The organism is Candidatus Phytoplasma fraxini, from assembly GCF_038024965.1.
GTDB classification, from domain to species: Bacteria; Bacillota_I; Bacilli_A; order Acholeplasmatales; family Acholeplasmataceae; genus Phytoplasma; species Phytoplasma fraxini.
This window is the reverse complement of record NZ_CP146843.1, coordinates 123,920-139,125: the sequence shown is the minus strand read 5'-3', so window position 1 is coordinate 139,125 and position 15,206 is coordinate 123,920. Positions and strand designations below refer to the sequence as shown.

Below are 15,206 nucleotides of genomic sequence, written 5' to 3'. Positions count from 1 at the left end.
TTTATTCTAAAAAAATATTTTTAGAAATTCAAATTGTTTATTAATTATTTTTCTAATAACATAGAAATAATTTTTTTAACAACAAAATTAATTTAAAAATCTTGTCTTTGATAAAAAAGGACTTGACAAAGAAAAAAAATTTTATAAAATTAAAGCGAAGCTTTTTTAAAAATAAAAGAACCAAAAGAAAAAAGAAAGAAAAGAAAAATTTTTAGATCTAGAACTAGATCTTAAAAAATTTTTTGAAAACATCGTTTTGTCATTAAAATTAAATATTTATATTAATTTTATGATTTTTACATCTACATTTACATCACATTTTTAAAAATTTTTAATAAATAATTTATTTTAAAATTTAAAAATTGATGATAAATAATAAAAATTATAAAAATAGCGGCGCCATTGATTTTAAATATGCTCTCTGAGGCCTAAAAAAACTAAAATTAAAGCCTTCATATATAATGATATTAAAATTATATGACTTTGTATTAAGATGGCTTTAATTTTATTAATTTTTATGGTTGTTTTTAAAAAAATATTTATTTTATATCAATTTTACATTTATTTTTATAATTTTTGATATGATATTTAAATCCATTCTGTTGCCAAGGTTCCCCAGTCTATTAATTTTAATATGTGGTTTGGTTTGGGTAAAAGAAAAAGACCATGAGATGGTCATTTTGGTTGAATTAATAAATGTTTATTTTTGAATAATTTTTTAACTTTGATTATTTTTTTAGTTGATTGAGTCAAGAGAGTTTAATATTGATATATCTAAATTTTTAATTTCTTTCTTACTTGCTATAAAAATCATAACAAGCTAAATATATTTTATACTTTCTTTCTCTTGTACTATCTGTATATTCAATGAACCATTGATTTTTTTCTTCATTAAATATTCGACATTTGTTGTTTTGAACTTCTTCATCAATCCATTCTTTAATTTCTTTATTGATATTTTCATAATTTTTATTTTTTGTATTTAGAAAAATAATAGAAGATTCGCTTTGCCAATTTAAATATTCGAATAATTGTTGAAATGTTTTATTTATTATGTTTTTTCCGCTCCATATTTTAAATTCAGAAATATAAGTTATTTCTTTGTTTAATTTAATATACATATCGCATTTTCCATTGCTATTAAAAGTTTCTGGTGTAGGATTATATTGTTCTTTTAAAATAATTTTTAATCCTATTAAAACAATATCACGAAAACCATTTTCAGATAGTTTTTTTAAATTACCTATACATGAAGGAATAATATTACAAATGTTATCGATATTATAATTAATTTTATAAACTAAGTCTTCTATTTTATTCTTATTTTCTTTTTCTTTAATTTTTGTTTCAAATATACTCATTTTTTATATTTTAATCCACTTCAAAAAAATTCTTTTTTTTAGAAAAATATTCAATTAATTCTTGATTTGTAATTTCTTTTTCCCAATTAGGTGTTGGTTGATAAAATTTATCCTTCCAAGGTTTTTGTTGATGAGTAATATCGGAAATTTCAAAAGGTTTATACTTTTTCATTTGTTCTAAAACATTATCAATGATTTCTTTTTCTTCTTTGTTTAATTTTTTAAAGTCGCCTTTATTTGAAGGTTTAACAATAAAACCTTCATTATCTTCTTTTATATTTTTATATAAAATAGGGAAAACTGGACCATATAGCCAAGCTTCTAAACGTTCATTAATCAAAGGCATTTGTCTTTTTATTAAAGATGAAATATGTGAAAAATAAATTATTTTATGTAATCTTAAATGGTTTAATTCATGCTTTTGACTAATAATATAATTAGCGACATCAAAAATGTTGATTTTTGCTGGATTTTTGTTTTTGTCCATAATTTGAAACCCCTTTTTGTTTATAAGTTCATTATAACATAAATCAATTTTGATAGTAAGTTTGTTAATTTGTTTTTGTAATATTTTTAGTTCTCTCATGGTTTGTTTGCCTCCTTTTATTTTTAGTTTAATGTCCTTGCCAGTTGTTGTGTGTGTTTGATGTTTTTTTGGTTTGTTTGGGTGAGTTTCTAAATATGGAACCACCAGAAAGTCTCAAATTAAAAAGTCAAATTGTTTATTAAAAAAACAGTTTGACTTTTTTCTTTTGCCTAAAAGTCAAACTAATAAGGAGTTAAAAAGAGTTTGAATGAAATATATTTATGATTTAAGAGAAATTTTAGAAAATTTAACAGGATATAATTGTTTTCATATTTTGATGTCAACTAAAAAAAATATAAAAACAAATTTCAATATTGAAGAAAAATGTTTTTTCATCAACCAAAAAGATTTACCAAAAATAAATCAATTACTTCAAGATTTCAAACCTCGGCCATTTGAAATTATCATCTTAGAAGATTTAAAACAAAAATATTCATTTAATAAAATAAAAAAAAAATTATCAATAAACGCTACTTTTTATAATGAAGCACCGAAAGACGATAAGTTTCACGGTGATAAATATTTAAAAAAACTCTACGACAGCATCGAATGGAAATAAAAAATATTAATTAAAAAACGAAATAAAAAGAAATAAAAAAATGCAAAACAAACAAAAAATATTTTATTTAGATGACCTCAAAACAATTGATTTCATTGAAGAATTCGATAAATGTGAAAATTTAGTAAAAGAAATGCATTATCGAAAAGATGGAAAAACTATTTTTTATATTAGTGAATATGATAAAAACGAAAATTTATTAAAAGAAACTCATTATCAAGATGATGGAAAAACCATCGATTACATTCATGAATGCGAATACAACCAAAATGGAACAACAAAAGAAACTCACTACCAAGAAAGGTAAAAAAAATGAAAAATGAAATGGAAATTGATGTTTTTAAAAAAATAAAGGACGAAATTAAAAAAGAAAAAGAATTTGAAAAGCATCAATTTACTAATAATGAATTATTAACTGTCAATGCATATTTACAAGATAAAAAAGCTTGAGAAAACAAGATATCATTATACAAACCTAAATTACAATTAAAACCCCATCTAGCAGTCATTTTAGAAGAGACAGTTGAAAACAAAAAATTTTTAATTGAACTTGCAATTAATAAACAACACCATTTATTCAATGTCAATCTCAGTTTAGAAGAAATTAAAAAATTAAATATTAATGATTTTACCCCACAAATGAGAGACATTTTAAAAAAATATTTTCAAAACTACGAACATAAAAATAGTTTATTTTTATACGGAGAAATGAATACTGGAAAAACAACTTTTTTTAATTTATTAATGAAAGCTTTATTAGAACAAGGAAAAATGTTTTTGCGGCTTTATATGCCAAACTTCATCATACAATTTCATAAGAACTGGTATGACGAAACAGTCGATAAGAAAATGGATATTTTAACAAAAGTACCAATTTTATTAATTGATGATTTCGGGTTTGGAACCATGTCAGAACATTTTCGAAATGACATTTTATTATCCATAATTGAATATCGAAGTCAGAATAATTTACCAATCATTATTAATACTTCATTATTAAAAGAAGAATTAATCGATTATTTAAAAATTAAAAATGATAAACAGAATATGAAAGTAGCGACAAAAATTATTAATAAATTAAATATTAATTGTCAATATTACACATTAACTTTAAATTCAAATAATCAATTAAAAAATTTATATCAATAATACCAAAACAAAAAAGGATAAAAAAATGAAAAATAACAAAAATAAAATAGAAATTCTTATTACAAATTATTAACATTAAAAATAATTTCTCACGTCCTTAATATGACGTTAAACTATTAAAAATAATGCATTCCTTTTTGAAATTTTGTCAATGTTTGTTGGAGTTAGTTCATTCGTAAATATTTATTATAGATAAAACGCTATTAAATGAGTTTTATCATCCTTTAAATCTTTTAATGATTATATTTGAGTATTTGTTATTTGAATAACAGCATTTTTATTTATACATTGAAACCCTTATTAGGGTTTCATCAATAATAAAAGTTTTTAATTCGATTTTATTTTGTTCTTGATGAAGCTTTAATTAAGGAGTTTAATTAACAATTTTTAATATTTTAAAGGCGTATTAACAAATGAATTAGAAAGAACAAAGAAAATGAAAATTGATTTAAAACAAAATTAGCTGGGCGTGGTTTCAACATCGTAAAAATTACATCAACGCTTCTGAAATAGGAACTATTATGGGTCTAAATCCTTATGAAACCCAAGAAGATTTAATTAAAAAGAAACTCTTTGGGAGTTCTTTTATAAGTAATGAAGCTGTCGAGCATGGTAAAAAAAATGAACCCAAAGCGAATTTATTTTTTTGTATTAAAATGAAAAGAAATTACGAGCCAACAGTCTTTACAAAAGATATTTTTTCATCATCTTTAGATGGTTATCATAAAGCCTCTAAAACGATGTTAGAAATTAAATGTCCTTTAAAAAAAGATGGTCCATCTTGGAAAGTATTTTGCAAAGATGGCATTATACCACCTTATTATTGGGCACAAGTCCAATGCGGTTTATATTATGCTGACATTAAAAAAGCTTATTTTTTAGTTTATATCAATGATAAAGATTATATATGTCAAGAAATTTTAGCAGATGAAACTTTTATTAAAAACATGATAAATATTTATGCGGTATATCAAAAGAAATTAAATGGTTATCGTGAACAAATGAAAAAATAAAAAACACATTCCCTTTCACAGGAGAAGATAAATGTTTGTTCAGCTAATCGGCTATCTTTTGCCGTCTGACTCCTTATTAATTTTTATCTTCTCCTGTGAAAGGGAATAAGAAAAGAGGAAAAATGAAAAAAATAAATGAAAAAATAAATAAAAAAGAATTAATTAAACAAATTTCTGAAGCAGAGGACGTAACGGTTAAAGAAACCGAATCTTTTTATAACTTATTCGAAGAAATTTTATTCGACACTATTATTAATTACAAGGAAGTAATTTTAGGAACAAGTTTAGGAAAATTTGTAGTTCAAGATATTCCACCCAAAACAAGACCTAAAATGAAAGCCATCAAACTTAAAAATGATCAAATGACATTTAAGTCCACAGGGAAAATGATTACATATCCTGCTTCTAAAAAAGTAAATTTTAAATTTTCTAATACTTTAAAACAAGCTATTAAAAAATAATTAAATCATAAATATCTTTTCTCTTGCTTCCAGATATTTAAAGTTTTGATATAAGCTTCTTTCTTTAAATATTTGGAAGCAAGAGAAAAAGATTAATCCTTCGGAAAGGAGAAATTATTAATGCCTTTGAAAAAAAGAAAAAATCTATTTTAGATAAAAGTGCTTTTGTGAAAAATAAAAATATTACTCGTTCACCTCAAAAATTAACAACTAAGAATAAAAAGAATTCTAATGAAATTATTATTAACCAGATTGAAAAACTTTTAAAACAAATTAAATAAAGGAAGGAAGAAAATAAAATGAATTTTCTGAGGGCTTTTTTTATTTCTTTATTTTCAATCGGCATGCATTATTTTCAAGGTTTTACAACAGAAGAAATTTTGGCTAGAAGATTAGATAATATTCAAACGACTTTATTGACGATTTTAGTTGTTTGCGGTTTTAATCCTATTTTTCTTTTAATTAAAAAGATATGTTTTGGTATCAGAGATTTAATTTTAGGGCTTTTTTTTCCAAATAAAAAATTAAACTATTTAGAAAATCAATACGCTCAATTAGAACAAAAACAACAAAAATTATTAGCGAAAGAAACCGCATTAGAAAAAAAAGAAAAAGAATTAACAGCTCAAATCGAACAACAAAAAATTAAAGTTCAACTTCGAACAGCTAAACAAAACGCTAAACGAAAAAACAACCTAGAAAAAGAGGAATTAACCGATGAATGATTTTCATTTTACCTTGGGTTTTTTGTTTGGAGCGACTTTTACAATTATTTTAATGTTTATCATGAAGAAATTATTTTTTCCTGATAGTTCTTTAATAACTAAAAAATTAGAGGTTGCTGATAAAGAAATGATGAAACCTAAACCAATTAAAAATTTAAAAACAGAATTAAAAAAGGACGGAGAAAAAGAAAATGGAAAGATGACCGATGCCAAAATATTAGAAACCGAAATGAATACGTGAAAACAACCAAAATTTAAAAATAACAGTTTTAATCCGTTATATTTAAAACAATTTCGCCTTACCAAACAATAATTAAAAAAATGAAATTATTTTGAAAATAAATAATTGAAAGGAAGAAAAAAATGAAAAAAAATTTAAAATTAATGAGTAAATTATATTTAGGAGTATTGTGTTTAGGGTTATTATGCATAGGCATTCTATGGAGCTTTAATAAAGGAAAACCGAATCAAGAAACTACACAACCCATGGTATCATGTATTAATAGCGAATCCAAACCACTAACAACATTAGAAAATTTAGAAGCTAAAATTACTGTTTACGAACAAAAATTAAAAGAAACATCTGATATCACTACTAAAGAAAATTTAAATCAAATCATTAATATTTATCAAAAACAAAAAGCCACTTTAGAAAAGAGAAACTTATGGAACAATTATGTTAATATTTTAAAACAACAAATTCAAGAATTAGAAAAAAAATTAAATAATAATACTCATAAATTAACAACTAAACATGCTTTAACAACCGCTAAATTAACAAAAGAAAAAGAGTTAATTAATTTACAAGAACAAGAAAAATTATTAACAGAAGAAGATGAAATAGAAAATATTCTTTTACCAGACATAGAAAGTAAATTGAAAAATAAAGACTTGAAAACTGATGATAAAACAAAATTAGAAGTAGAACAACAACGTTTAAAAAATAAACTAGAAGAAAGTCAACAACAAATTCAAAAAATAATACAAAAAATAAAAGTAATTCAAGAAATGAATGATTTAGAACAAGAACTGGCAACTATAGGCGAAGATGAATCTTTAAAATCTCTTTTAAAAACACGTCAAGACAACTTAAAAGCGCAATCATAAACTTTAAATTAATAACTAATGAAAACAAACCTTCTCGAAATTATAAAAATAAGTTTGAGTTGTTTGTTATTCGCTAGTGGTTTTTTGATAGCTTGTTTTTTCTTTCAAATAGCTAACTCCGTGAAAATTCCACTCCCCCAAAAACCTCAAAAAGAAAAAGCATTTTTATTACAAGAACCAAATCCTTCTGCTTTTAAACCTTTATCTCCTGACATTGATAATTTTTATTATCATTCTCTTTTACCTTTAAAAGAACAAACTGATCAAAAGACAGAATGTTATCATGTGTATTTAGGAGAAAATACAGGGATGAAAGAAGTTTTAGGGTGGTTAAAGTATCATTTTTCTACCAAAACTTTTGAAAAAGATTTTAGTTATGCGTTGTATAATGCCAGTGATTCTACATCAGAACCAGTTCATTTTAAATATCGTATTAAAGAAACTCCGCCAGAACATTTTCTTTTAGCTTATTTCGAAGGAGGAATCAGAGAAGGAAAAAACGATACTTATACCTTAGAAGATTTAAAAAAAATGGGCAACGGAGCCACTCATTTATATTGTTTTTGGAATAAAAATGCTCCTTCAAATCCTCTTCAAGATATTTTTCTTTTTCAACCCCAAAATTATCATTTAGAGATTATTTACGATCAAGGTACTAATTGTGGTGGTCCGAGTTATTTTTTCATTGATAAAATAGTAGTCAAAGAAATCGCCAAAGATAAAATTGTGGCGATTTATCCGATTAATCAAAAAATCGAAGAACAATTTACTATTTTTAATTATGATTTTGAACTTCAATTTCCTTTTTATAATTACACCCCGGATGGTATGTTATGGTCTACGAATCATATTAAATCTTTAAAAAAAATTGATTTATACGAAAAAAGAACGAAACAAAAAAGAACTTTATATTATGATGTGGAATAAAAAAAATCCTAAAAGTTGGCGGGAAACAATAAAAGAGGCGTTGAAATTGTTTTTCACTTATCAATTTGGAAAATTTCTTTTTCATTGCATCGTCTTTATGCTTATTATTATCCCTTCTATGTTGATTGGTATAGTGATCAATGTCTCATTAAATAAATAAAATCAAAATATTAGAAAGGAGGGTTTCAATGACTCTTTTTAATAAAATTTATTTCCTTTTCCTTGGTTCTTTAGTAGGTTGTATTCTTATCCTTGGCATTTATGGGTTTTTCAAACAAAAAAACACCACTCTTCAAGAGAAGCAACAACAAAAAGAAACACAACAAAAAATCCAAGAAGAAGGAGATGCCTTAGCCCAACAATTAGAAAATTTGCGTCAAGAGAATCAGAAAAAGATCGATGAAACTGATGAGTTAAAACGTAAAGATGACGCATATAAACAACAAATCGATTTGAATATTCAACGACACAGCGAGATTAATAAGCTTTTAGTCGAAAAACAAAAACAAAAAACAGACAAAGAAGAAGCGTTAAAAAACATTCCTGCTACTGATATTGAAAAAAAAGAAACACTTCAAAAAGATCTTAATAGTTTAAATCAAGAAATAGAAGAATTGAAGAAAGAAAAAAACCAATTACAAACAACTGCAGACGAGTTATTAAAACAACGCAATACCTTATTACAAATCCAAACTGTTAATGAAAAACAAATTAGGGAACAAAATATCATCATCGATAAAACCAGTAAATTAGCTGTTTTGAATGAAGAAATAACCGATTTAAGAGATGCGATGGTTTATAATGAAGAGGAAAAAGAAAAAATTAGTCAGTTATTAACTCAAGAAAATACAAATCAAGAAGAAACGAAAAAATTAAGAAATTATCGTTTATTTTTAGATAACCAATTAATTTCTTTTGACAAAAGACTCCAAAAGATCCTTCGCGATATTGCAAATATCCAAAAAAATGAAATCGAAACTATTAAGAAAAAACCCAAAACCTTAGATAGTGTTTATGGAATGGAGGCAGAAAAAGAAAAATTTGCGAACATTCTTCATTATTTGAAAGGTGAGAAAAATGTTCTTGGTTATCAAAATGTTAAACCCATGGGAATTTTATTATATGGACCTCCTGGAACAGGTAAAAATCATTTAATAGAAACCATTTGTGGCGAAACAGGAACCCACTATATTGAATTAGAGCCTTCTCGTTTAGATAAAACTTATGTGGGCGAAGGGAACGAAGAGTTAGAACAAATCTGGCAAGAAGCAGAAGAACATGACAAAGCCATTATCTTTATCGATGAAATTAGTGGTTTAGCTAATAGAGAAGATAAAAATACTTCTCAAACAGCCTCTAATATCATTAACAACTTATTAACCAAATTAGATGGTTTTAAAAAAAGTGAGAAAAAAATTATTTTAATGGGGGCTACGAACCATTTAGAAAAAATAGATAGCGCTTTAAGAAGTCGTTTTCAACAAGAAATCGCCATTAATTCTTTTAATAAAGAAGAAATTCCAGGCTTTTTAAAATATTTAATTTTAGCTAATAATTACCGTATTAGTTATCATACTTTGAACTACCTTCATACTTTAGTAGATAAAATTCCCTCTATAGAAGAAATTTCAGAAAAGGATTCAGATAAAGAAAAAATAAAAAAAAATGAAAAAAAACTTTTTCTAATCGTGATTGGATGAAATTATTAAGTGAAGCTTTTATGACTTATGACCGTTTAGCTTTTACTCGTTTAAATCATGAAGTTATGTTACCTTCGGATTTAGATGAAGCTCTAGACACTAAATTAGGGATTAAAAAGATAACAGCCAAAATAGAAGCCCATCTCAAGGAATGTGAAGACCAATAAGGAGAATGGAAAAAAGGTTTAAATATCAAAACAAGAGACAATACTATCGTGGAGAAAACTTTTATTTTTAGTCGTTTCAACGATTTAGATAAATGTCAATATCCAGAGAAAGTACCCAGTGAATTAGGAGCTTTTGTTAAAAAAAACCTTTTCATAAATGGTTTGCGGTTGAGTTCCATCAAAATGGAACCAGTTTAAAATTCGTTTTTTTGCAAAACAAACTATTTATTAATTACTTTTATTCTAACTCAAAAAAATAAATTGTCAACAACAAAATAAAAATATTTTGAAAAAAATAAAAATTTCTTTTTTAAAATTTTCAAAAAATTTTTAAACAAAGAAAAAAGAAAAAGAAAAGAACCAAAAGAAAAAGAAAAAAGAAAACATATATATATTATACTTTTATAAGTCTTGTTGTCTTATTTTTATTATAATATAAAAAATGTATTTTGTCAAGTCTTTTATCAAAAAAAAAAAAAAAAAACAAGACACAAGACTTTAAAAATATTTATTAATTAATTTTTTTATATATATATTTTTTATTAAAATAGAATTAATTATTAAAAAAAACAAGACACAAGACTTTAAAAATATTTAATAAATATTATTTTTAATTTTTTTTTAAAATAGAATTAATTATTAAAAAAAACAAGACACAAGACTTTAAAAATATTTATTAATTAATTTTTTTATATATATAAACTTTTTTATTAAAAATATTAAATAAATTAAAAAGGGCCGCATAGTCATATTAATTTAATAATCTTATTAAAAATGACAACGTATAAGGTATCTATTCGTTATTAAAATATAGTTATTAATAATATAAGTTTAAATTAATAAATATGTCTTATTTTAGCTATTAGAGGCCTCATAGAGTAAATTTAAGATTAACTTCAACCTCTATTTTATGGTTTCTAAATTTTTTGAATTATCATGGAGGTCATAAATTATTTTAGGTTGAACATTATTTCAAAAAGAACACCAACAAGTAAAGCTCTCATTATGATCTGAGAGTAGTTTGTGGGTGTTCTTTTTGAATTTTAAATTGATAAGGAGATAAATAATTTAAATATTTCATTCTTCTTTGAGTGTTATAATTTTCAATAAAAGCGTGAACAATTTGAGTTAATCTTTCTTTGGTTAAATGTTGTCTTTTATCGAAATAAACGGTTTCACATTTAAAATTAGCGAAAAAAGCTTCTACACAAGCATTTTGTGAAGGACTCCCTGTTTCGGAAAAACTAGGAATAAGGTTTTTGGCTTGTAAAGTAGTTTGAATTATTTGGCCAGTATATTCTCCTCCTTGGTCAGAATGAAATAAACCAGGTTTTTTTAAAGTTGGTAATTGGTTTAAAGGTGTTAAAACTAAATAAGCATCTCTTTAATCAGAAAGATGATAACTCATAATTTCCCGATTATATAAATCCATAATCACTGATAAATAAAGAGTTTTATTTTGACTATAAGGTAAATAAGTAAAATCCGCGCACAGTTTTTGGAAAGGGCGAGTAGCTTGAAAATTGTTTTTTAAAAGGTTTAATTGAGAAAGAGGGACATAATTTCTATTATGATTACGTTTAAGATAACGATTTTTTCTGGTTTGACACAATAAATTAAATTTTTTCATTTTGAGATAAACAGTTTTAGGGTTTACTTTAACATTTTGATTTACAAGTTCTTGATAAACGCGGCGATAACCCCAAATAAAAAAACTTTTTCCTATATTGTTGTGATATCTTTTTTGAAAACAAATTTTTTGAATCTGGATTTCTAAATTGGTTAAAAAAGATGTTTTGGGTCTTGTCTTTTTAACTAACCAATTATAATAAGAAGTTCTACAAAGACCCAAAAATTTAATTAAAGGTTTTAAAGGAACTTCTTTTCGGTATTTATCAATTATTTGAAAATAAATTTCTTTACTAATAATTTGATTATGATATTTAATTTGTTTTTGAACTTCTTGTTGAACTATTTTTTTAACAGCTTTTAATTTTGCTTCTTTTTGTTGCCATAAAAAATAATTTTTTTTATATGTATAACTATGACCTAATTTTTGTTGAAGATGAAAAAATTTTTTTTCTTTAAACCATTTAACCCAACGATAAATTTGTTAAACAGCGACAATTTGAAATTTTTGTTGAATTTCTTTATTAGGCATTCCTTTTTCTTTAGCGATAATTACTTGGAATTTAGTATCAAAATCATAATGTTTCTTTTTTTTCGGTGGTATAGCCACAAAAATCCTCTTCTTTTTTACTTTTAGATCAAAAAAACTTATATATTTTGATTATATAAAAATTTTTGATTAAAAGTTGTTTTTTATCTCGCTTTTTGTGGTAAATGTTTTTTTATTTCTCTTTCGTATTCATTTTCTCTGTATACAAGGTAATATATTGTTGTTTGGGATTGAAGTGAAGGTAGTAAGTTTTACTTTTATATTCAAACCTTTTATCTTCTTGTAAAGGACATTTTACTTCATTAACATAAAAATCCTTATCTTCTTCTAGTAAGTATTTAGGTCCTTCATAGTCCATTTCGATAGTATGCCCTTGTTTAAGAAAAGAATCGTTAAATTTAGAATCTTTTTTACTGAAATTATCTATATGAAACCCCCCACTTATAAAGTAATCCTTATCGATGCCTCCAAGACCTTTATAAGGAGGCATTTGATTAGTATAATACCAATTATCAAAAGGCTCTCTAATAAAAGGCGCTAAATCTTTCGGAACTTTATCTGGATATTGACACTTATCTAAACCGTTGAAACGAGTAAAGACATAAGTTTTTTGAACAGTTGTCATATCTTTATTATCGGCAAGATATTTTAATGTTCCTTCTTTCCATTTCAGATATTCTTCTTCACAAACTTCTCGACGTTTTTTGATTTCTGCTGAGGTTTTCGGTTGTCCAATTTGAGTTTCTAAAGCTTCATCTAAATCAGAAGGTAACATTACTTCATGTCGAGGTGAATGATAAGCGTAAAGATCGTAATTTAAAAAAGCTTCAGTCAGTAATTTGACCCAATCACGATTAGAAAAAGATTTTTCTTTAGGTAAACGATTGACTAAAGTAGTTAAATAATTAAAAGTATGATAACTAATTCGATAGTTATTTTGCAGAATTAAAAATTGAAGAAAGCCAGGGATTTCTTCTTTTTGAAAAGAATCAATTTTAATTTCTTGTTGAAAACGGCTTCTTAACGCACTATCAATTTTTTTCTAAGTGATTAGTAGCTCCCATTAAAAGAATTTTTTTCTCACTTCTTTTAAAACCGTCTAATTTAGTTAATAAGTTATTGATGATGTTATTAGCTGTTTGATTAGTATTTTTATCTTCACGATTCGCTAAACCGCTAATCTCATCAATAAAAATAACTGATTTTTCGTGACTTTCTGCTTCGTTCCAAATTTTTTCTAATTCTTCATTTCCTTCTCCAACATAAGTTTTATCTAATCGAGAAGGTTCTAATTCAATAAAATGAGTTCCTGTTTCCCCACAAAAAGCTTCGATTAAATGACTTTTCCCTGTTCCTGGGGGACCATATAATAAAACGCCCATAGGTCTTGACCTTTTGATAACCTAAAACGTGTTTGTCTGCTTTAAAATAATGGACTAATTTTAGCAGTTCCGCTTTTTCTCTTACCATCTCATAAACATTTTGAAAAGTTTTGGGTTTTTTCTTTTCTTGGACTAATTGAGGATTTTTTAAAACTTCAATCATTTGGTTAATCTTTTTAATTCTTTGGTCAAAAGAGAATAATTGTTGGTCTAAAAATAACTGATAATTTCTTAGTTTTTGAGTTTCTTCCTCATTAGTTTCGTTTTGAATTAACAAAGTTTTAATTTGTTCTTTTTCGGCTTCATTATAATTAATGGCTTCCGTTAAATCATTGATTTCTTCTTCCAGTGCCTTAAATTGAGTAACTTGAGATAAGACCATTTTTTGATGACTAATGGTTTTTTGAGTCTCATTTTTATTTTGATTTAATGTTTGTCTTTCTTTAGTTAAAGCTAAAGCTTCTTGATTTAATTGGTTTTTTTTAGTTTGAATTTCAGTATGTTGATCTTTTAAAGCTTTTATTTTTTGTTCTAAAGCAGTTTTTTCTTCAGGAGTTAAGGATTCTTTTTTTAGTTCTTCTTCTTGAGTTTGGATTTCTTTCTGTAAAGAACCTATTTGAACCAAATAATCTCTTAATTGATCCATTTTTAAACGGATTTGATTATCTAAAAGGGCGTCTTGTTTTTGGATTTCGTCCGCTTCCTTTATTTTTTGTTGGTTTTCTTCTTCCAACTCTTTAATTCTTTTTTCTAAAAAAGATAAAGTTTGTTGGTTTTCAGAATTATGAAAAGAATTATTATTATTAGTTATTTTATTATTATTATTTAACCCATAATAAAGACTGACTCCTATAATGAAAAGACTAAAAAAACCTAAAAAAATAAAATAAATTTTTTTCCAAAGAGTCATCTCGAAATCCTCCTTTCTCATATTTTAATTTTATTTATTTATTAATTTCGCTATAAACATTTTTTACTATCATCTCCTTTTTAATGATTAATCCGTATCGTAATATAAAGTCCGATGTTGACCTGTTTTCTTTTCATACAAATCAATCTTTTTTAAAGATTTAATATGATTAGTGTTCCATAAGATCCCTTTTTTTTCATAATTATAAAAAGGAAATTTTAACTCAAAGTCATAATTAAAGATGACAAAAGATTCTTCGATTTTTTGATTAATAGGATAAACACCCACAATCTTATCTTTTTGAAGGTCTTTGACGACGATTTTGTCAATGAATAAATAACTAGGTCCGCCAAAATTCGTGCCTTTATCATAAATAACTTCTAAATGGTAATTTTCAGGAATAAAAGGAGCGGGTTGAGAATGATACGGTTTATTTAAACTCCAAAAGAAATATAAATGAGAAGCTCCATTACCTATTTGTTTTAAATCTTCTAAAGTATATTTATCATTTTGACCATCTCTCGTACCGCCTTCAAAATACGCTAATAAAAAGTTGTTGGGAGGCGGTTCTTTAATTCGAAAATCAAAAGAAACTTTATTATCAGTATCAAAAGCGTTATATAATGCATAACTGAAATGATGATTGAAGGTTTTTTGGGGAAAAGAATACTTTAACCAACCCAAAACTTCTTTCATCCCTGTATTTTCCCCTAAAAAAACATCATAGACTTCTAAATGCTCCAAATGTTCTTTTTTGTTCGGAATAATAGATTGATAATAAAAACGATTAATTTCAGAAGAAGGAGTTTTGAAAGAATTATTTTGAACTGGCACGATCGTTTCTTGAGAAAGAGAAGGGAATGGGGTTTCTTTTTTGATAATTGGTTCTTTATGGAGTAAATAATAAGTAACTCCCATTCCTAAATAAAAACAGAAACAGAAACTATAAAGAAAAACCCAAAACCAAAATATTTTACTCA

The 15,206-nt window shown here is 25.1% G+C and carries 22 protein-coding genes; 13 read left to right on the top strand and 9 right to left on the bottom strand.

Annotated features, from left to right (window positions below; all coding sequences use genetic code 11):
• Positions 1 to 794 precede the first annotated feature (794 nt).
• Together AADV48_RS00820 and AADV48_RS00815 are read right to left on the bottom strand one after the other, a co-directional pair.
• Entirely contained in the window at positions 795 to 1,361 is a 567-nt protein-coding gene (locus tag AADV48_RS00820; RefSeq protein ID WP_341266711.1) for a hypothetical protein, read from the bottom strand.
• A gap of 10 nt (positions 1,362 to 1,371) precedes the next feature.
• On the bottom strand, positions 1,372 to 1,947 hold the full coding sequence (locus tag AADV48_RS00815; protein WP_341266710.1) for a Panacea domain-containing protein: 576 nt from the start codon (positions 1,945 to 1,947) through the stop codon (positions 1,372 to 1,374).
• A 208-nt stretch (positions 1,948 to 2,155) separates the two neighbouring features.
• On the opposite strand from AADV48_RS00815, the gene AADV48_RS00810 reads away from it, so the two are divergent.
• The 13 genes from AADV48_RS00810 (at position 2,156) to AADV48_RS00750 (ending at position 9,953) form a co-directional block, all read left to right on the top strand.
• A complete protein-coding gene (locus AADV48_RS00810; protein ID WP_341266709.1) occupies positions 2,156 to 2,506 on the top strand; it encodes a hypothetical protein in 351 nt (116 codons plus the stop codon).
• Between the two features lie 40 nt (positions 2,507 to 2,546).
• Positions 2,547 to 2,813, top strand: coding sequence for a DUF2963 domain-containing protein (locus tag AADV48_RS00805; protein ID WP_341266708.1), 267 nt, complete (start codon positions 2,547 to 2,549; stop codon positions 2,811 to 2,813).
• 5 nt (positions 2,814 to 2,818) lie between these two features.
• Positions 2,819 to 2,956 carry a hypothetical protein gene (locus tag AADV48_RS00800; RefSeq protein ID WP_341266707.1) on the top strand — a complete coding sequence of 46 codons (138 nt, stop codon included), beginning with the start codon at positions 2,819 to 2,821 and terminating at the stop codon, positions 2,954 to 2,956.
• A gap of 189 nt (positions 2,957 to 3,145) precedes the next feature.
• Positions 3,146 to 3,655, top strand: a complete 510-nt coding sequence (locus AADV48_RS00795; protein WP_341266706.1) for a hypothetical protein — start codon at positions 3,146 to 3,148, stop codon at positions 3,653 to 3,655.
• Between the two features lie 521 nt (positions 3,656 to 4,176).
• Positions 4,177 to 4,668, top strand: coding sequence for a lambda-exonuclease family protein (locus AADV48_RS00790; protein ID WP_341266705.1), 492 nt, complete (start codon positions 4,177 to 4,179; stop codon positions 4,666 to 4,668).
• 122 nt (positions 4,669 to 4,790) lie between these two features.
• Positions 4,791 to 5,129, top strand: coding sequence for an HU family DNA-binding protein (locus AADV48_RS00785; protein ID WP_341266704.1), 339 nt, complete (start codon positions 4,791 to 4,793; stop codon positions 5,127 to 5,129).
• A gap of 299 nt (positions 5,130 to 5,428) precedes the next feature.
• Entirely contained in the window at positions 5,429 to 5,854 is a 426-nt protein-coding gene (locus AADV48_RS00780) for a hypothetical protein (protein WP_341266703.1), read from the top strand.
• Positions 5,847 to 6,095, top strand: a complete 249-nt coding sequence (locus AADV48_RS00775; protein ID WP_341266702.1) for a hypothetical protein — start codon at positions 5,847 to 5,849, stop codon at positions 6,093 to 6,095. Before AADV48_RS00780 ends, AADV48_RS00775 begins: the two co-directional genes overlap by 8 nt.
• Positions 6,096 to 6,217: 122 nt before the next feature.
• Positions 6,218 to 6,961 (top strand): hypothetical protein, encoded by a 744-nt coding sequence (locus tag AADV48_RS00770; protein ID WP_341266701.1) that lies wholly within the window; start codon positions 6,218 to 6,220, stop codon positions 6,959 to 6,961.
• 18 nt (positions 6,962 to 6,979) lie between these two features.
• Positions 6,980 to 7,888, top strand: a complete 909-nt coding sequence (locus AADV48_RS00765) for a hypothetical protein (protein ID WP_341266700.1) — start codon at positions 6,980 to 6,982, stop codon at positions 7,886 to 7,888.
• A gap of 188 nt (positions 7,889 to 8,076) precedes the next feature.
• Complete coding sequence (locus AADV48_RS00760; RefSeq protein ID WP_341266699.1) at positions 8,077 to 9,588, top strand: AAA family ATPase; 1,512 nt, start codon at positions 8,077 to 8,079, stop codon at positions 9,586 to 9,588.
• On the top strand, positions 9,585 to 9,755 hold the full coding sequence (locus AADV48_RS00755; protein ID WP_341266698.1) for a hypothetical protein: 171 nt from the start codon (positions 9,585 to 9,587) through the stop codon (positions 9,753 to 9,755). Before AADV48_RS00760 ends, AADV48_RS00755 begins: the two co-directional genes overlap by 4 nt.
• 48 nt (positions 9,756 to 9,803) lie before the next feature.
• A complete protein-coding gene (locus tag AADV48_RS00750; RefSeq protein WP_341266697.1) occupies positions 9,804 to 9,953 on the top strand; it encodes a hypothetical protein in 150 nt (49 codons plus the stop codon).
• 805 nt (positions 9,954 to 10,758) lie between these two features.
• On the opposite strand, the gene AADV48_RS02945 is transcribed toward AADV48_RS00750, so the two are convergent.
• From AADV48_RS02945 to AADV48_RS00720, 7 genes are all read right to left on the bottom strand, one after another.
• Positions 10,759 to 11,007 carry an integrase core domain-containing protein gene (locus tag AADV48_RS02945; RefSeq protein ID WP_423064664.1) on the bottom strand — a complete coding sequence of 83 codons (249 nt, stop codon included), beginning with the start codon at positions 11,005 to 11,007 and terminating at the stop codon, positions 10,759 to 10,761.
• 132 nt (positions 11,008 to 11,139) lie between these two features.
• Entirely contained in the window at positions 11,140 to 11,607 is a 468-nt protein-coding gene (locus tag AADV48_RS00745; RefSeq protein ID WP_341266696.1) for an IS3 family transposase, read from the bottom strand.
• A 261-nt stretch (positions 11,608 to 11,868) separates the two neighbouring features.
• Positions 11,869 to 11,994, bottom strand: a complete 126-nt coding sequence (locus AADV48_RS00740; RefSeq protein ID WP_341266695.1) for a hypothetical protein — start codon at positions 11,992 to 11,994, stop codon at positions 11,869 to 11,871.
• Positions 11,995 to 12,106: 112 nt separating this feature from the next.
• A complete protein-coding gene (locus AADV48_RS00735) occupies positions 12,107 to 12,709 on the bottom strand; it encodes a hypothetical protein (protein WP_341266694.1) in 603 nt (200 codons plus the stop codon).
• A gap of 256 nt (positions 12,710 to 12,965) precedes the next feature.
• Positions 12,966 to 13,316 carry an ATP-binding protein gene (locus AADV48_RS00730; RefSeq protein ID WP_341266693.1) on the bottom strand — a complete coding sequence of 117 codons (351 nt, stop codon included), beginning with the start codon at positions 13,314 to 13,316 and terminating at the stop codon, positions 12,966 to 12,968.
• Positions 13,228 to 14,226: a hypothetical protein gene (locus tag AADV48_RS00725; protein WP_341266692.1), complete on the bottom strand. Its 999-nt coding sequence runs from the start codon at positions 14,224 to 14,226 to the stop codon at positions 13,228 to 13,230. Before AADV48_RS00725 ends, AADV48_RS00730 begins: the two co-directional genes overlap by 89 nt.
• 87 nt (positions 14,227 to 14,313) lie before the next feature.
• Positions 14,314 to 15,144, bottom strand: a complete 831-nt coding sequence (locus AADV48_RS00720; RefSeq protein ID WP_341266691.1) for a hypothetical protein — start codon at positions 15,142 to 15,144, stop codon at positions 14,314 to 14,316.
• Positions 15,145 to 15,206: the final 62 nt, after the last annotated feature.